Below are 17362 nucleotides of genomic sequence, written 5' to 3'. Positions count from 1 at the left end.
GGAGTAGCCCTGTCTGATGGCTTCCTCTGATCGCGAGCCGCCACTGCCGGATAATTATCCCGAGAGCTCACCGGTAAGGTTGGCTGCCCGGATTTCCAGCTTTGTCTGGTGGCTTCTGCTGGTCATACTTTTGTTGTTTGCATTGTATGCCGGCCTGGGGCGCCAGCTCACCCGTAACGTGGATGCCTTCAGTCAGGATCTGGCCCGGGAGCTGTCAGCACGCATTGGCCACGATGTTTCGATAGGCGGGCTATCCTCGCGTTGGTTCTGGCTTGACCCGTCCTTCACTGCACGCCAGATTACCGTAACCAACCGGGATTCAGGCGTGGATATTGCCCACCTTGAGTATTTGCGTATCCGGTTTGATTTCCTGTCGTCACTGTTGCGACAGCGGGTCGTGTTTGAGGACTTTGAAGCCGATGGCCTTGAGCTGACGCTCAACCAGTCCGAAGCAGGGAAGGTCCGGGTGCGGGGCGCCGATCTTCCCCAGCCTGTCAGTAACCGTATCAGGGAATGGCTTGAGCTGGCAGGGAGCGTTCTGTCAGAGCCCTACGTCAAAATCACTCGCTTCAGCCTTGGTATCCGGGACAACCAGGGGCACGTGCGCCATCTGGATATTCCCCAGCTGGATTTGGTGTACCGGCAAGGTCTGTTTCGCGCCGCTGGTCGGGCCATGCAATCCGGGACCACACAACAACTGGCCAGCTTCAGTCTGGTTGGTCAGCATTTTTTCCGGGGGGACTTTACCGGGCAGCTTTACCTGGATGTGGACTCGGGTCGTCTTTTTGATGGTCTTATTGATGAGTATCAGTGGCAGGCCATTCGGGTGGAGGGCTTTGATCTTGGGGGTGAGGGCTGGCTTACGTTCCGGGACGGAAGGCTGCAACAGGTTAGCGGCACGGTAAGAACGCCCTACCTGCAGCTGGGCGTGGGCAGTGAATCGCTGGCACCCCTTGAAAACATACGGGCGCGTTTTGGCTGGCGCAGGCATGCGGATGTGCTCTCTGAAGCTGGGTCCGAACAAGTCCGGTCCAGCGGCCCGGGTGAGTGGCACCTTCAGCAGCTTCAATGGACATGGGATGGCGATGACGTGCCGCCGTTCAGCCTGCGCCTCATGCCCGAAGAGCAGGGGCTGACCGTTGTTGCCGATGCGCTGCCTCTCAAACCATTGCGTAGACTCGCCTCCCTACTGCCACTTCTTCCTGATCGGGCGCGAGCTGCTCTTGAAAATTATCGGCCAGGTGGCTTTCTGGACCGCATGGAGCTGACCATTCCCGATTCATCTGCCAAAGGGTTCGAGTTTCACGGGAGTCTTCGTGATGTCAGTGTGACGGCCTATCGGGGAGCCCCTGACGTAACGGGCCTGTTCGGTTCGGTGTACCTCAATAAAAACTCGGGCTATGTCCGGCTGAATGCCGGGGAACTGCCCGTGAGTCTCGGTTTTCCCAAGCTCTTCAGGGCAGACTGGTCCTTTTCCGAAATTGGCGGGTTGGTTGCCTGGCAGCTTGATGGCCCTTTGACCAGAGTGTATTCGGACGATATCCGGATGGTTTACAACGGTAACACCATCCTAAACGGCGGGTTCGATCTGAAACTGGACAAAAGCGGCGAGAACAATTTGGGGCTGCGGATCGGTCTGGAGAATGCAAAAGCCGATATGCTGGCGGATTTCGTCCCGAGCAAGGTGGTCAATCCCGGGCTTTATGAATGGCTCACGACTGCCATTAAGGAAGCCGACATTACGTCGGGGGTCTATTACGGCCATGGTCAAATCGGTGCAGGGGCACCGAGAGGATCCTTTGTATCCTCCATGTGGTACGCCTTTGATAATGCCACCATTGCCTACGATGAGCGCTGGCCGGAAGTGTCCGGGGCGAGCGGGCGAGTGGTTGTGCATAACGGCGATACGCGGGTGACACTGGAAAAAGCCGAAACCGGGGGGCTGACATTGTTGCCCAGCAGCGTGAGGGTTATTCCAGATAGCGCTGGAACGACCGTGTCAGTGGACGCGGCCGCCGAAGTTCCGGGCGATACGGTTGGTTTCTGGATGAACAACAGTCCGCTCGGGGAAATGGCAGGGGCAGAAGCCAGGAAACTGGAATTCCGGGGTAAATATAAACTGGATCTGGGCATCGACTTGCCGTTGGGTTCAGACCAGCCTGCCGTGGTGGAAGCCCAGGTCACTGCTGACGGAGGTACCGTTACCTATCCGCCGGCTGACCTGAGCTGGAGTAATATCACCGGAGACCTGACCTATCACACCGTTGATGGTTTCTCGGGTGGGCCTCTGCAGGCAAGGTTCCTTGGTGATCCTGTGCGTATCAGTCTTAGCCGGGTGGGGGCGGGCGATGCACTTTCCATCCGTCAATCCGGGCAGCTGACCATTCCGGAGGTGTTGGCCAAGGCAGGTCAGACTGCTGACCAGAGTTACGGAATGACGGGAACCATGGCCTACACAGCGACGCTTGATGTGGGGGCGAAGAGCACGTCAGGAATAAGGTTGCGATCTGACCTCAAGGGAGTCGCGCTGGACTGGCCTCAGATGCTTGCAAAGACGGCCGACGAATCAGCGCCACTGGAGGCACTGGTGGATACTTCTGCGGCAGGTGGTATTGCCATTCGGGGCGAATGGGAAAATCGCATGGCCTTTGATTTGCTCTGGAAGGACACCGGTTTCGATCTGGATCTTGGTCATTTATATCTGGGTGGACATACCTTGCGGGATATCCGGGTCGAAGCCCTTGATCTTGGTGACCGGTGGGTCGTCAGCACCCGGTCCGAGCGAGCGGTTGGGCGGGTTGTCCTGCCAGATGATGGTGGCGCGATTATCGCAGATTTCGAGGTAGTCAGGCTGGCCCGTAATGATGAGACCCGAACCGAGGCTCCGGAATTACTGACCCTTGAAGAGGAACTCGACGCATTCAGGTCACTGGATATGGCGGACTGGCCCGATGCGGACGTAACCATACGCGACCTTCAGCTTAACGGAGAAACCCTGGGAAGCTGGACATTCCTGTTACGCCCCGAGCCCTACATGTTGAAGGTGAATGGCATTGAAGGCAGGCTCAGTTCCCTGACCCTGCTCGGTGATATGACCTGGAGCATCCTGGATGGCCGAGAGGTCAGCCGGTTTGCCGGTTCAATTACAGGGGGCGCTCTCGCTGACCTCAACAAACTGTTCGGAACGCAGATCCCCCTGACCAATAAAGCCACCAATATTGAGTTTGACCTGGATTGGCCTGGCCGCCCCGATGAATTCTCGTTACCGGATCTGAGCGGATTGGTCAGTCTCCGGCTTGATGACGGGATTATTCTGGAACAGAACAGCACGGCTCAATTGTTTCGCTTTTTCAACTTATTGAATGCGGATACCCTGTGGCGTCGCCTGAAACTGGATTTTTCGGATCTGTACGAGCGGGGCGTGGCCTTCGACGCAATCTCCGGCAAGGCCCAGATTGTCGAAGGTCTGGTGACGATGAGCCCCGAGCTCCAGATTGTCGGCCCCTCGGGCGCATTCAAGCTGAGTGGCACAACAGATATTCCGGATGAAGCGCTGGATATGCGCCTCGTGGTGGTTTTGCCACTGACCCAGAACCTCCCGTTGGCAGCTCTGTTGATGGGAGCCAGTGCTCCCATTGGCGGTGCTTTATTTGTCCTGGACAAGATTCTGGGCGATCCTTTAAGCAAGCTGACCAGTGCCAGTTACAGTGTGACTGGTACCTGGGACGATCCGCAGGTAGACCTTCGGCGGGTGTTTGATAACGGTGAATAGCAGGAGCTGTTGTTTATGAACACATCTGTTTCCAATCGGGTTGCCGCCATCCAGATGGTGAGCACCCATGATATCGACGCCAACCTGAACGAGGCCCGGAAATTACTGGCAAAAGCGTCCAGTGAAGGGGCTCTGATCGCGGTGCTGCCCGAAAATTTTGCCGTATTGGCAACCGATCAGATGGTGGATTGCGGACAAGTAGAAGTCTCGGCACAGCCGGTTATCCGGACTTTTCTGGCGGAACAGGCGAAAAAGCTCGGGATGTGGATCGTCGGCGGCTCACTACCTCTGGCGGATCGGCCTGATGGTTCCAGCATTGAGGAGCGGGTCAGGTCCTCCTGTCTGGTGTTCGATGATCAGGGCCGGGAAGTCGCTCGCTATGACAAGATTCACCTGTTTGATGCGACGATTGATGACGCCCACGGCCAATACCGGGAGTCGGACACCTTCGAGCCCGGTGAGCAATTGGTAACACTGGATACGCCAGTCGGCAAGCTTGGCCTCGCTGTTTGTTATGATTTGCGCTTCCCGGAGTTGTTTCGGGCTTTGCGAGAAAAAGGCGCTGAGTGGGTATGCTTACCCAGTGCGTTCACCTGGCAGACCGGAAATGCCCATTGGCACGTGCTTACCCGCGCGCGGGCGATCGAAAACCAGGTCTGGATCGTTGCCCCGGGACAGGGTGGGCAAAACAGCGAACGCCGCCGAACCTACGGCCACAGCCTGATTTGCGATCCCTGGGGCAAGGTTGTGAAAGAGCTCGCTGAGGGGGCGGGAGTGTTGACGGCGGAGTTGGATGTGGAACAGCTCTCACAGCTGCGTAAGCGGATGCCGGTGTGGGACCATCGCCGGCTGTAACCAGCCGGCCTGCCCGTCAGTTTGTCGCTTCGGCGTCGTCGATGCATTCCCGGAGATAACGGAACAGTTTCCGGGACTGACCGGTGTTCTTTTGCTTTTCCACATCCTTGCGGGCGTTACGGGCGAGATTCCGCAGGTGTTGAAGGTCTGCGTCCGGACAGTAGCTGAAGAACTCTCCGACCACTGAATCACCCTCTGAAATCATACGGTCGCGCCAGCGTTCGGCGAGGTGATGGCGACGGGTATGCTCTTCACTGCCGGCATCAAAAGCATCGATGGCCAGCTTTAGTGCGTCCGGATCATCCTCCTGTCGAATAACCTTGCCGATATACTGGAGATGGCGGCGTTTGGCTTCGTTCTGGCGGATCCGGCGTGATTCCTCAATGGCGGCGCGCAGGGTCTCGCTGATTGGCAGAGTATCGAGCTGATCGTTGCTCAGTTCGAGCATCCGTTTGCCGATGTCCTGCAGGGCGTGCATTTCCCGCTTCAACTGGGATTTGCTTTTGCCATACTCTTCTTCGTCTTCGTGGTGGTCGTGCTGACTCATGGTAAATCCGTTGTTTTTCGGTGTTGTGCGTCGGTTACGCGTAAAACACGGTGGCCAGGCCGAGGAAAGCCATAAACCCGACCACATCGGTAACAGTGGTCAGGATCACGCTGCCCGCCAGGGCCGGATCAATGTTTCTTGATTTCAGGAACAGGGGCAGTATGGTTCCCGCCAGAGCGGCGGCGATAAGGTTTATGATCAACGCGGCCGCAATAATGGCTCCAATCATCAGGTCCTGGAACCAGGTAGCCGCAGCCGTGGCAACCACCAGCGCCCAGAAAACGCCATTCATCGCGCCAGACAGGAACTCCCGGTTTAACAGCCAGCGCACATTAGCGCCGCTTATTTGCCCCACGGCCATGCCGCGGATGACCAGGGTAAGGGTCTGACTCCCGGCGATGCCCCCCATGCTGGCAACGATTGGCATAAGTACGGCAAGCGCAACCACCTTGGTAATCGTCTCCTCGAACAGGCCGATAACGCCGGAGGCGACGAACGCCGTAATCAGGTTTATACCCAGCCAGACGGCGCGGCGCCGTGTTGTTTTCCAGACGGGCGCGAAGGTGTCTTCGTCTTCGTCGAGACCGGCCATGCTCATCAGGGAGTGATCGGCATCTTCCCGGATTACGTCGACCACGTCATCGATGGTGATACGACCTAGCAGTCGACCGTCTTCATTCACCACTGGAGCCGAGATCAGGTCGTAGCGTTCAAACAGCGTGGCAACCTTGGTGTCGGAGAGCGTGACCGGAATTGGCTCAATTTCGGTGTCCATCACCTCGCGCACTGTCGCTGCAGGGTTCGATACCAGCATCTTGGTGATTGGCAACATACCGATAAATTCATCCCGCCGGCTGACGACGATCAGGTTGTCGGTCATGGGTGGCAGGTTACGGTGCCTGCGCAGGTAACGGAGTACAACGTCAATGCTGATGTCCGGGCGCACCGTGATGGTGTCCGTGTTCATCAGACCGCCGGCGGTGTCCTCCGGGTAGGAGAGAACTTCTTCGACCCGTTGCCGGTCCTGGTCGTCCATGGTGTCCAGAACTTCCTGGATCACCGTGTCCGGTAATTGCTGCAGCAGGTCGGCGAGATCGTCCGACTCGAAATCCTCGATGATATCCGCCAGTTCCTGCGCATTGAGCTGGCTCAGGAAATAACCACGGATGTCGTCGCTCAGGTACTGGAGAACTTCCCCTTCCAGCTCTTTATCGACCAGATTCCACAGCAGGGCCCGCTCGCGGGGCGGGGAAGATTCCAGAAGGTGGGCAATATCACTGGGGCTCAGGCCGCCGTTCAGAATACGGGCAACCTGTTTCAGGGCACCACTGTCCAGGGCTTCGCCCAGGGAGCGAAGGCGTTGGCGGGCCTGGCTTTTTTCCAGAATATCGGTCATGAATTACCCACAGTCAGAAAACGCCTGTATTATAGCGGAGTTAGGTGGCACAGGTGAGAAAGAGTTGTCGTTGAATGCCGCAGAAGATTCCGTTCTGGCCGCAGCAAGCCTGGTATTACTCGCCCTCTCCGAAATAGTCATTAATCAGCTCAACCAGAGCATCAATGGCATCCTGCTCGTCCTGCCCATCCGCAACCAGTTCGACATCGGTACCCTGGCTGGCGGCAAGCATCATCACCTGCATTATGTTCTTGGCATCCACTTCCCGGCCCTTGCCGCTGATTTTTACGCTGCTGTCGAATTCCGATGCCGTGTTGACCAGCTTGGCGGTGGCCCGGGCATGCAGTCCCAGCTTGTTAATGATGGTGATGGGGCGGCGAATCATGCTGGCTCAGATCTCTTCACGGGTTTGCAGGTGCGGTAGCTCGGTGTGGCGGACCTGAACGTTACTGTAGCGCTGTCGGAAATGGCTGCAAAGCTGTTCCGAGACATAGACCGAGCGGTGTTGCCCGCCAGTGCAACCAATTGAAATGGTCATATAGCTGCGGTTGCTGTCAGCAAAAGAGGGAAGCCAGGCTTCGAGAAATGCAGTCAGATCATCGATCATTTTCCGACTGGCCGGTTCTTTTTCCAGAAAGTCGATTACTGGCTGGTCGGTGCCGACGAACTTACGCAAACTGGTGTCCCAGTACGGATTTGGCAGACAGCGGACGTCAAAGACATAGTCCGAGTCCAGCGGGACGCCGTGCTTGAAACCGAATGACTGGAACAACAGGGCCAGCTCCTGGTCCTTCCGGCCAACGACACGCTGTTTGATCATATCCCGCAGCTCGTACATGGACATGCCGGTGGTGTTCACGTAGAGATCGGAAAGCTTGGCGAGCGGCTCCAGGCACTTTTTCTCGTTGTTGATGGCTTCCCGAAGGGACGTCCTGTCATCGCTGAGTGGGTGCTTGCGTCGAGTGGCGTGAAACCGTTGGAGCAGGGACTGTTCATCGGCGTCGAGAAATATGATTTCGACTGTGACTTCGGTTTCCTCGAGCCGCCGGTAAATCTCTTCGAAGTTGGCCAGCTCGCCGGACAGGTTGCGGGCATCAATACTGACCGCCATTTTTCCCAGCCGACCGGGTGTTACCTGGTTCGCGGCTTCCCGGGTCAAGGGAAACAGCAATCCTATGGGGAGGTTGTCAATGCAGTAAAACCCCAGGTCTTCAAGAACATGGAGTGCTGTACTCTTGCCCGAACCGGACCGGCCACTGACGATGATCAGTTTCATGGTCACCCTGTCTCCACAACAATGAGTGTTAGCCGTCTGCAGCTGTCATGCGCTCATAAAGTGTCTTGGCATCTTCACACTGGCGCAGACGATCGCAGAATGCGCGTTCGTTAAATTTCTCGGCCAGCTGGCTGAGCAGTTCCAGGTGCTCGCTGGTTGCCTCCTTGGGAACAACGAGGGCAAACACGAGATCCACCGGCTGGTTATCGATGGCGTCGAACTCGATGCTTTCTTCCAGCGTGAGCAGAACGCCGACGACGTGATCCAGTCCTTCCAGGCGGCAATGGGGTATGGCAATGCCTTGGCCAATACCGGTGCTGCCCAGGCGCTCACGCGCGACCAGATTATTGAAGATCTGGGTTTCGCTGAGCGAGCCGTCATGCTGGTTGATCTGCTCGGCAATGGATTCCAGAACCCGTTTCTTGCTGGATGCAGGTATCCGGCAAAGACTCAGCTCCGGTGCAAGGATGTTGTCAATGGTCAGGGATGTGTCGCTCATGAATCGACTGCATTTCCGTAAAAAAAAGGCTGCGGCAGGTTAGCCATGCCGCAGCGCGATTAGATGACACGCATGAAAACGGGCGTTTAACGAGACCCGTTTCCGTGCATCCGGTCTACATTCTTTTCCTTATGCTTGAGGATCTGACGGTCCAGCTTGTCAATGAGCGAATCAATCGCTGCATACATATCCCCATTCTCAGCCTTTGCGTGAATCTCACCACCAACCACGTGAAGCGTCGCCTCCGCCATCTGGCGCACTTTTTCCACTTCCAGGGTTACCTGGCAATTGCTGATGTGGTCAAAGTGGCGTTCCAGCTTGCCAAATTTTTCTGAAACGTAATCTTTCAATGCGGGAGTCAGTTCTACGTGATGGCCTGAAATATTGAGTTGCATAGGCGTCTCCTGTTGTCATCATGCCGACTCCCGAGGGGGCCGGGCTGAGTGCTGGCGCATCGCGCGCCGGCGAATCGTGTTCCTGGGCAAGGCCTGTAAAGTAAAAGGCTCCCTATACCAGTCGCTTCCGCTCGTTTGAGGGTGGTATATGCATCGCTTCTCGATACTTGGCCACCGTGCGTCTCGCCACCTTGATACCTTGTTCCCCTAGCATGGCTGCAATTTTACTGTCACTCAACGGCTTTTTGGGAGTTTCTGCTGCAACCAGCTTCTTGATCATTGCACGGATTGCCGTGGAGGAGCATTCACCACCCTCATTCGTGCTGACGTGACTGGAGAAGAAGTACTTGAGTTCAAAAATTCCCCGGGGGGTGTGCATGAATTTCTGAGTAGTAACACGGGAAATCGTCGACTCATGCATCTCCACCGCCTGGGCAATATCAGAGAGGATCAGCGGCTTCATGGCCTCTTCACCCTCGTCCAGAAATCCCTGCTGGTGCTCGACGATGCGGGTTGCCACCTTCAGCAAGGTTTCATTGCGGCTTTGCAGGCTCTTGATAAACCATTTGGCCTCCTGAAGCTGATCCCGCATGTAGGTGTTATCAGCGCTGCTATCCGCTCGCCTTATAAGAGAAGCATAGCTTGCATTAACGCGAATGCGCGGAGCGATTTCCGGATTCAGCTCTACGCGCCAGCGTCCGTTGTCTTTGCGGACAATAACATCAGGGATGACATAGTCCGGCTCGGCCTGGTCGATGACATCACCCGGGCGAGGGTTCAGGCCGGTAATCAGGGCCAGAACCTCTCTTAGCTGGTCTTCTTTTAACCGGCTCCGGCGCAGTAGCTGGGCGTAATCCCTGTTGCCCAGCAAATTGATGTAATGGGTAATGACCAACCGCGCCTGGGCCAGCCAGGGCGTGTCCGGAGGTAACTGGCTCAGCTGGATTAACAGGCATTCCTGAAGATCTCGCGCAAACACGCCAGGGGGGTCAAAGTGCTGTAAGCGATGCAATACCGCCTCAACCTCGTCCAGCTCGAGCGGATCTTCCTCGTTTTCATCAACCAGGCCGGTGTGAATTTCTTCCAGGGGACTGGTCAGATAGCCTCTGTCGTCCACCGCATCCATCAGGGCGTGCGCAATGGCCCGATCCCGTTCGCTCAGTGGCGTCAGGTTCAGTTGCCACTCCAGATGATCCCGGAGGGTTTCGGTGGGGGAGTTGCGGGTCTCGAAATCGTGGTCGTTTTCATCATCGTTCCGGGCTGCCGGTGCGGGAGCCGACTGGTAAATATCGTCCCAGGCAGTGTCGACAGGCAGGTCATCGGGAATGTTATCCGGAATCTCATTTTCCGAAGCCCAGTCGGGACCATTTTCCGTTTGATCCCAGTCCTGGCTGCTGTCCGGCTGTGCTTCGGCTGTTGTCTCTGAGCCGGCGTCTTCGCTGTTCGAGTCCGGTTCGCCCGAACTGGATTCCGGCTCGTCGTCATCCTCAGAGGTTTCCAGCATCGGATTGGATTCCAGTGCCTGCTGGATTTCCTGTTGAAGGTCGAGTGTGGAAAGCTGCAGTAGCCGGATCGCCTGTTGCAGCTGGGGCGTCATGGTCAGGCTTTGACCCAGCTTTAACTGTAAGGAGGCTTTCATCACCATGGTTCAGGATCCGTTACTCATCAGCGCTCTGCTTCGTGGACAGTCACATAAAAATTCGTTGTATGCCGGTCACTTGCCGCTACGGGAAAAAACCCTGCAAGTTCTTTGCCGAGTTTACTTGCTACAGTTCATCAACACAATCGGCCAAAGGAAGTCACAGCCTGAATTCGCTGCCCAGATACACTTCCTTAACCTGCTCGTTGGCAAGGATCGCTTCTGAATTTCCAGAGGCGATGATGTGCCCGCCGGACACGATGTAGGCATTCTCGCAGATGTCCAGGGTTTCCCGCACATTGTGATCGGTGATCAGCACGCCAATGCCCTTATCCCTGAGGTGGCGGATAATGTGCTTGATGTCGCTCACCGAAATCGGATCAACGCCTGCAAAGGGCTCATCCAGAAGAATAAATGCAGGTTCCATTGCCAGCGCTCTGGCTATCTCCACCCTGCGGCGCTCGCCCCCTGACAATGCCATGCCCACGCTGTCGCGGATATGGGTGATATGGAATTCCTCCAGCAGCTCCTGCAGTTTGCTCTCGCGATCAGCCCGTCCGAGCCCCTTGCGAGTCTCGAGGATGGCCATAATGTTGTCACGTACCGACAGTTTCCGGAAAACCGATGCTTCCTGGGGCAGGTAGCCAATTCCCTTCCGGGCGCGGCCATGCATGGGCAAGGGCGTAATGTCCTGGCTGTCGATGGTGATTCGACCTCTGTCTGCGGGCACCAGCCCTACAATCATGTAAAAGCAAGTCGTTTTCCCTGCGCCATTGGGTCCCAACAGGCCGACAATCTCGCCGCTTCGGATTTCCAGGGAGACGTCAATCACCACTTTTTTCTGCTTGTAGCTTTTTGCCAGATTACTGGCTCTGAGAACTGCCATCTGATCCCTGTTTGCTGCTGGTGCTGCGTGGCTGGATAACCATTTCGACACGGCCGGTGCCGGAGCCGGTGTCTTCTCCACCCTCTGCGGTGACGACCCGATGGACCGTATCATAATGAATGACGTCGCCCCGGAACAGGTTGCCATTCTGCTCAATGACGGCTTCACGCTCAAACGTCAGCTCGCTGTCTGAGGCAGACCATGTGATATTGCGTGCCCGGGCGTCTGTTTGTCCGCCGCCTTCCCGGGACGGCTGCTGGTAATGGGCGGGGCGTCCGGATGCTTCGATGCGGCTCAGGCCCTCCTCGCTTCGAAACAGCACGACCTGATCTGCGGAAAGGCGGGTCTTACCCTGGATAAGCTCAACGGCCCCGGTGTAGGTCGCGATGCCTTTATTATCGTCCAGTCGAGCGTTATCAGCGCTCACGGTAATAGGTTGGTCCGAGTCAAGATCAAAAGCGGCTGTGGGGGCTGCCACAACCAGGCCAATCACGACTGTCAACAGCGCCTGGAGGCGGTTATTTACCGGTTTCATAGCGTCCTTCCACCTGGGAGTTGAGTTCCAGAATACGTTTATCAATCCATGCCTTCATTCCCTTGGCACGGGTGACACCGATCCTGTCAGTAATCTCGACGGGCGCATCGGTATAGGCAGTGCCCAAATCATTGTCCAGTGTCAGGCTTGATGTTGTAAGTGTGGCCTCCCGGTCGCCAACCGTCCGGATAACGCGCACATTGCCTGTCAGGTAGAGCAGATTTTCATTTTGCAGCAGACTGCCGTTCTCTGCCTCAACAACCCAGGGCTTGGTTCCCGGCTCACCGTAGAGTTCAGCCCGGGGCGATTCCATGGTCGCCAGGTTGCCTTCCTCGAATTGTTCAATACGTGGACTGGTGAACTGTACCTTCAGATTGCCGGCCTCGTCATAGGTGGTGTAGCTGCCATTCACTATAAAGCCATCCGGCTCCCCCTTGCCTCGGAGTTCCGCTGCGTCATTTGAGACCACAGTTGGCTCATCACTGCGCCAGAGCAGGAACACGGTGGCCAGAATGGTACCGATCAGCGCGAGGGTGCGGATCCAGGGGCGATATTCAAGCTGGAGCAGAGAAACCAAGCGGCCCTTGACGTCGCTTTTGATGTCGCTGGATGCCCCGCTACTCATGCATCAGGCTCCAGATATCGGGACAAGGCCTGGTCCAGTTTGTCCTGGGCTGTCAGCAGCAGGTCGCAGGCTTCGCGGACCGCGCCACTGCCACCCGCTGCCTGAGTACAATAGTCAGCGTGATCGCGAACCAGCCAGTAGGCGTTCGGGACAGTGATGCCCAGCCCGGAAAACCTGATGGCCGGAAGATCGGGAAGGTCGTCGCCCATATAGGCGATGGCTTCCGGCCGGATGCCTGTTTTCCCGGCGAGTTCCTCCAGTGCAACTTTTTTGTCTTCACGGCCCTGCATCAGATGGGGGATGCCAAGGTCGCGCATGCGCTTTTCGGTCAGGGGAGACTGGCGACCGGTGATCACGGCTACGGTGATGCCCGCTGCCATTAACTGTTTCAGACCGAGGCCATCGAGAATATTGAAGGCTTTGAGCTCATCTCCGTTGGCGCTGAAGTAGAGTCTGCCGTCGCTCATGATGCCGTCTACGTCCAGGGCAATAAGCCGAACGCGCTCTGCCTTGGCCAGTAACGACGCCGACCATTCCGGGCTTAACGGGCTACTGATGACGGCCATTAGATAACCCCGGCCCGCAGGAGGTCATGCATGTTGATGGCGCCCACCAGAGCGCCGGATTCGTCGGTCACTGGCAGCGCATTGATCTTCATCTCTTCCATGATGTTCAGGGCTTCCGCCGCCAGGTGATCCGCCGCGATGGTCTTGCCGTTGCGGGTCATAACGTCCTGAATCGGGGTGGTGTGTAAATTGGGGTTTGTGTCCAGCGTGCGGCGAAGATCGCCGTCGGTAAAGACGCCGGTGAGGTTGCCTTGGGCGTCGATAATCGTCGTCATGCCCAGACCCTTGCGGGAAATCTCGAGAAGCGCACCACTGAGGGTGGTGCCCTCTGTAACCCGCGGTATGGTGTCGCCAGTGTGCATAATGTCGGATACGCGCAGCAGGAGCCGCCTTCCAAGACTGCCTCCCGGGTGGGACAGGGCAAAGTCCTCAGTACTGAATCCGCGGGCCTCAAGTAGCGAAACCGCCAGTGCATCCCCCATCACCAGAGTGGCTGTGGTGCTGGAGGTCGGGGCCAGTCCGAGCGGGCAGGCTTCGGTTTGTACGCTGACGTCCAGATTGGCCACAGCCTCCCGGGCCAGGGTGGAGTGGGGGTTGCCCGTCATGCTGATGAGCGGGGCACCCATGCGCTTGATCAGCGGGAGAATGGTGACCACTTCGCTGGTGTTGCCACTGTTGGAGATTGCGATTACCACATCCTGGCTGGTGATCATGCCCAGGTCACCATGGCTCGCTTCTCCCGGGTGAACGAAGAATGAGGGGGTGCCGGTACTGGCCAGGGTAGCGGCGATCTTGTTGCCAATATGGCCAGACTTGCCCATGCCGGTTACGACCACACGACCCTTACAGGCCATGATCACTTCGCAGGCTCGTGTGAAATGGTCATCAATGCGTGTCTCCAGGGCATCGATGGCATCACGCTCGATACGAATGGCTCGAAGCGCGGGGGTGCGGAAATCCTTTGAATTCTGTTCGGTCATCGGGCTTTGGGCCTGGCTCGCTGTGAGAAAAAACTGAAACTTTGTTAACGAAACCGTCCGACGTGGACTCGTCGAAAGGTGCCGAGAGTATATCATTTCCAGCACAAATCTCCGTCCGGTTACAGAAAGTTCAGTGAAACTGATCATGGCAATCGATACATTTGCGTTTGATGGATTGAGCTTGGAGCGTCCTTGGCATAATGTAGCCCCTCTTCAAAAGGTAAGGATTATGGGTTCACCCGCGTACATATCATTGAAGGACGTTGTTTTCTCCCGTTCCGGGCGCCGCATCTTCGACGGTGTCTCCCTGGAGATACCCCGTGGGAAAATCACCGCCATAATGGGCCCCAGTGGTACCGGTAAAACCACTTTGTTGCGGCTGATAGGCGGACAACTCCGGCCGGATTCGGGCAGTATTCAGGTAGATGGCCACCAGGTTCCGAAGTTGAAACGCAAGGCGTTGTACGCCTTACGGGAAAAAATGGGCATGCTCTTTCAGAGCGGAGCCCTTTTTACCGACCTCAGTGTGTTTGAAAACGTGGCTTTTCCCCTGCGGGTGCATACTTCCCTGCCGGAAGACATGATTCACGACATCGTTCTGATGAAACTCGAGGCTGTTGGGTTGCGCGGCGCCCGGGACCTGATGCCGTCTGAATTGTCCGGTGGCATGACCCGGAGGGTTGCTCTGGCACGCAGTATTGCGCTGGATCCTGAGTTGATCATGTACGATGAGCCCTTTGCCGGCCAGGATCCCATCGCCATGGGGGTGCTGGTAAAACTGATACGGGATCTTAACAGCTCCATGGGGTTGACCAGCGTGATGGTCTCCCACGACGTGCCGGAATCACTGAGTATCTGCCATTACGCCTGTATCATCGCGGATGGCACTGTCATCGGGCAGGGCACACCCGAGGAGCTTCGGCAGCATCCGTCGGAACAGGTTCAGCAGTTTTTGCTGGGGCAACCTGACGGGCCGGTTCCATTTCATTACCCGGCCGCTGAACCAGCCACGGATTACGGGCTCACCGGAGGTGCCGCTTGATAGACAGAATTGCGTCTCTTGGGCGTGCCGGTCTCCATCTCGTCTCCTCCTTTGGCCGCTCAGGCAGGTTTCTGATGGGCGTTCTGGCGGGTGTTCCCCGGCCGGCGACCGGTTTTCCCTTATTGGTGAAACAGCTTTATTCGGTAGGGGTTTTATCCCTTGCCATTGTGCTTGTTTCGGGGCTTTTTATCGGCATGGTGCTTGGGCTTCAGGGTTATACGATTCTGAGCGATTATGGCTCTGAGGCAGCGATTGGCCAGATGATTGCGCTAACACTGGTTCGCGAGCTCGGCCCCGTTGTTACGGCTTTGCTGTTCGCCGGTCGTGCCGGCTCGGCGCTTACGGCGGAAATAGGGTTGATGAAGGCTACTGAGCAGCTTTCCAGTATGGAAATGATGGGTGTCGACCCTCTCCGCCGGGTCATCGCGCCCCGACTTTGGGCCGGCTTTATTGCTATGCCGGTTCTGGCGGTCATTTTTTCGGTTGTTGGTATCTGGGGCGGCATGCTGGTAGGCGTCGACTGGCTCGGCGTCTTTGAGGGCTCTTTCTGGGGCAATATGCAGTCGTCGGTGGATTTTGTTGATGATGTTATGAATGGCGTCATCAAGAGTGTCGTGTTTGGCTTTGTCTGCGCCTGGATCGCTGTGTATCAGGGCTATGACTGCATTCCGACCTCGGCGGGCATCAGTTCAGCTACGACCAAAACGGTTGTTTACTCGTCCCTTGCGGTACTGGGGCTGGATTTCGTGCTGACCGCAGTCATGTTTGGCGACTTCTGAAAAAAACGATTAACGGGATAAGACCGGGAGCCGGTAATGGCACAGAGAACAACGGAAATCATTGTCGGGCTGTTCATGATTGCAGGACTTGTGGCCTTGCTCTTTCTGGCCCTGCAGGTGAGTGGCCTGTCGCCCAAGTCGGCTGAAAGCACGTATACGGTGTATGCCAACTTTAACGACACCGGTGGTCTGACGCCGAGGGGTCGAGTGTCCATGGCTGGTGTGACAGTGGGTGCCATCGATTCCATCGAGCTGAACAAGGAAACCTTTCAGGCCCGGGTAACCATATCCATCCACGCTGATATCGATAACATACCGTCGGACAGTTCCGCAGTAATACGTACATCCGGTCTGCTCGGAGAGCAGTACATTGATATATCCATTGGTGGGGAAATGGAGTCACTTCAGGATGGCGACACTTTTTATTCCACCCAGTCGGCCATGAACCTTGAACGGCTGATCAGCAACTTTGCTTCTGGCCGCTGATACCGGTCGCCGGTGATAGATTTTAGACAGGAGATCCTGATGCTTGTAATGAAACAACGCCTTTTTCTGATCCTTGCGCTTGCAGCGGTGCTCGTAGGGCCTGCGCGGGCGGGTACTGCAGAAGAGCTGTTGGATTATGTGAATGAAAATACCCAGCGCCTTGTCGAGAAGCTGAATGAGGAAAAGGGTCTCTATGAAAGCGATCCTGAGGCGTTCTATGCCAACATGGACGAATCCCTGACAGATTTCGTCGACTTTCGCCGTATCGCTGCCAGGGTTATGGGGCGGTATGCCCGCCAGACCACGCCGGAGCAGCGGGACGATTTCGTGGTGAAATTCAAACGGAGCCTCTTTGATAGCTACGCCCAGGCGCTGGTCAATGCCGATGATTTCGATATCGTGGTTAAAGAAGCGGTCATCAATCCTCAGAATGAAGACCGCGCCTCTGTTCAGATGGAGGTGATCAGCTCGTCCGGTAACCGCTACCCGGTGACCTACTCCATGTATAGGAAGAACGACGGGCGCTGGATGATGGAAAACGTCATCGTGGAAGGGGTCAATATCGGCTTGGCCTTCAGGGACCGTTTTGCCCAGGAGATGGAACAGAACCGGGGCCAGGTTCAGGCCGTTATCGATGGTTGGGGGGATGCCGTCGACTCCCTGAACCTAGACGAGGAAGTCAATAATTCATGACCTCGACACTTGCACAGGTCCAGCTGAGTGATGGTGCGCTTGCCGTCACCGGTCAGGTTAATGCAGACTCTGTTATCGCCCTGAGGTATCAGGGCGAGAAGCTTATAAACACCGTAAAAGGCGACCTCGTTGTCGATCTTGTGAACCTTGAAACGGCTCACAGTGTGGTGTTATCAATGTTGCTTTGCTGGCAACGCCTCGCAACACGACGCGGTATCTCGCTATTTTTCCGGGGCGTAAGTGGCCGCCTCGCCTCGCTCGCTGCTCTTAGCAACCTTGATGATCAGCTGGCGGGCTTCGGGCCCGACTCCCCGCACCCATCCAACTGAATCAAACGATTGCCGGTATCCGTGTTACGGGATGGTAAAGCTGACCCGGGCGTCGGAATTGG

At 56.5% G+C, this 17362-nt stretch carries 19 protein-coding genes; 7 read left to right on the top strand and 12 right to left on the bottom strand.

Features of this window, described 5'->3' with window-relative positions; translation table 11 throughout:
- The first annotated feature begins 16 nt into the window (after positions 1–16).
- Positions 17–3772, top strand: coding sequence for a YhdP family phospholipid transporter (locus KFJ24_RS09505; protein ID WP_250830831.1), 3756 nt, complete (start codon positions 17–19; stop codon positions 3770–3772).
- A gap of 15 nt (positions 3773–3787) precedes the next feature.
- Positions 3788–4627 carry a carbon-nitrogen hydrolase family protein gene (locus KFJ24_RS09500; protein WP_250830830.1) on the top strand — a complete coding sequence of 280 codons (840 nt, stop codon included), beginning with the start codon at positions 3788–3790 and terminating at the stop codon, positions 4625–4627.
- Between the two features lie 16 nt (positions 4628–4643).
- Here KFJ24_RS09500 and yjgA read toward each other — a convergent pair whose 3' ends face one another.
- The 12 genes from yjgA to KFJ24_RS09440 form a co-directional block, all read right to left on the bottom strand.
- A complete protein-coding gene (gene yjgA, locus KFJ24_RS09495; RefSeq protein ID WP_250830829.1) occupies positions 4644–5174 on the bottom strand; it encodes a ribosome biogenesis factor YjgA in 531 nt (176 codons plus the stop codon).
- Positions 5175–5208: 34 nt separating this feature from the next.
- A complete protein-coding gene (mgtE, locus tag KFJ24_RS09490) occupies positions 5209–6570 on the bottom strand; it encodes a magnesium transporter (protein WP_250830828.1) in 1362 nt (453 codons plus the stop codon).
- 115 nt (positions 6571–6685) lie between these two features.
- Positions 6686–6955 carry an HPr family phosphocarrier protein gene (locus KFJ24_RS09485; RefSeq protein ID WP_250830827.1) on the bottom strand — a complete coding sequence of 90 codons (270 nt, stop codon included), beginning with the start codon at positions 6953–6955 and terminating at the stop codon, positions 6686–6688.
- A 6-nt stretch (positions 6956–6961) separates the two neighbouring features.
- Positions 6962–7846, bottom strand: coding sequence for an RNase adapter RapZ (rapZ, locus tag KFJ24_RS09480; RefSeq protein WP_250830826.1), 885 nt, complete (start codon positions 7844–7846; stop codon positions 6962–6964).
- A gap of 28 nt (positions 7847–7874) precedes the next feature.
- Positions 7875–8345, bottom strand: coding sequence for a PTS IIA-like nitrogen regulatory protein PtsN (ptsN, locus tag KFJ24_RS09475; RefSeq protein ID WP_250830825.1), 471 nt, complete (start codon positions 8343–8345; stop codon positions 7875–7877).
- Positions 8346–8431: 86 nt separating this feature from the next.
- Positions 8432–8740 carry a ribosome hibernation promoting factor gene (gene hpf, locus KFJ24_RS09470; RefSeq protein ID WP_250830824.1) on the bottom strand — a complete coding sequence of 103 codons (309 nt, stop codon included), beginning with the start codon at positions 8738–8740 and terminating at the stop codon, positions 8432–8434.
- 112 nt (positions 8741–8852) lie between these two features.
- Positions 8853–10379 (bottom strand): RNA polymerase factor sigma-54, encoded by a 1527-nt coding sequence (locus KFJ24_RS09465; protein ID WP_250832610.1) that lies wholly within the window; start codon positions 10377–10379, stop codon positions 8853–8855.
- A gap of 160 nt (positions 10380–10539) precedes the next feature.
- On the bottom strand, positions 10540–11265 hold the full coding sequence (gene lptB / locus KFJ24_RS09460; protein ID WP_250830823.1) for an LPS export ABC transporter ATP-binding protein: 726 nt from the start codon (positions 11263–11265) through the stop codon (positions 10540–10542).
- Positions 11243–11800 carry a lipopolysaccharide transport periplasmic protein LptA gene (gene lptA / locus KFJ24_RS09455; protein WP_250830822.1) on the bottom strand — a complete coding sequence of 186 codons (558 nt, stop codon included), beginning with the start codon at positions 11798–11800 and terminating at the stop codon, positions 11243–11245. The genes lptB and lptA overlap by 23 nt, the downstream gene beginning before the upstream one ends.
- The gene (gene lptC / locus KFJ24_RS09450) at positions 11784–12425 is read right to left on the bottom strand and encodes an LPS export ABC transporter periplasmic protein LptC (protein ID WP_250830821.1); all 642 of its coding nucleotides are present in this window, start codon (positions 12423–12425) and stop codon (positions 11784–11786) included. The genes lptA and lptC overlap by 17 nt, the downstream gene beginning before the upstream one ends.
- Positions 12422–12991: a KdsC family phosphatase gene (locus KFJ24_RS09445; protein WP_250830820.1), complete on the bottom strand. Its 570-nt coding sequence runs from the start codon at positions 12989–12991 to the stop codon at positions 12422–12424. Before KFJ24_RS09445 ends, lptC begins: the two co-directional genes overlap by 4 nt.
- Positions 12991–13971: a KpsF/GutQ family sugar-phosphate isomerase gene (locus KFJ24_RS09440; RefSeq protein WP_250830819.1), complete on the bottom strand. Its 981-nt coding sequence runs from the start codon at positions 13969–13971 to the stop codon at positions 12991–12993. Before KFJ24_RS09440 ends, KFJ24_RS09445 begins: the two co-directional genes overlap by 1 nt.
- Positions 13972–14200: 229 nt before the next feature.
- Between KFJ24_RS09440 and KFJ24_RS09435 the strand changes: the two genes are divergently transcribed.
- The 5 genes from KFJ24_RS09435 to KFJ24_RS09415 are packed head-to-tail and all read left to right on the top strand — an operon-like array spanning position 14201 to position 17300.
- Entirely contained in the window at positions 14201–15013 is an 813-nt protein-coding gene (locus KFJ24_RS09435; RefSeq protein ID WP_250830818.1) for an ABC transporter ATP-binding protein, read from the top strand.
- Positions 15010–15792, top strand: a complete 783-nt coding sequence (mlaE, locus tag KFJ24_RS09430) for a lipid asymmetry maintenance ABC transporter permease subunit MlaE (RefSeq protein WP_250830817.1) — start codon at positions 15010–15012, stop codon at positions 15790–15792. Before KFJ24_RS09435 ends, mlaE begins: the two co-directional genes overlap by 4 nt.
- A gap of 36 nt (positions 15793–15828) precedes the next feature.
- Positions 15829–16278: an outer membrane lipid asymmetry maintenance protein MlaD gene (mlaD, locus tag KFJ24_RS09425; protein WP_250830816.1), complete on the top strand. Its 450-nt coding sequence runs from the start codon at positions 15829–15831 to the stop codon at positions 16276–16278.
- A 39-nt stretch (positions 16279–16317) separates the two neighbouring features.
- Positions 16318–16971 (top strand): MlaC/ttg2D family ABC transporter substrate-binding protein, encoded by a 654-nt coding sequence (locus KFJ24_RS09420; RefSeq protein WP_250830815.1) that lies wholly within the window; start codon positions 16318–16320, stop codon positions 16969–16971.
- The gene (locus KFJ24_RS09415; RefSeq protein ID WP_250830814.1) at positions 16968–17300 is read left to right on the top strand and encodes an STAS domain-containing protein; all 333 of its coding nucleotides are present in this window, start codon (positions 16968–16970) and stop codon (positions 17298–17300) included. The genes KFJ24_RS09420 and KFJ24_RS09415 overlap by 4 nt, the downstream gene beginning before the upstream one ends.
- The last annotated feature ends 62 nt before the right edge of the window (positions 17301–17362 follow it).

The organism is Marinobacter sediminum (assembly GCF_023657445.1).
Classification (GTDB): Bacteria; Pseudomonadota; Gammaproteobacteria; order Pseudomonadales; family Oleiphilaceae; genus Marinobacter; species Marinobacter sediminum_A.
This window is presented reverse-complemented; position numbering and strand designations above follow the sequence as displayed.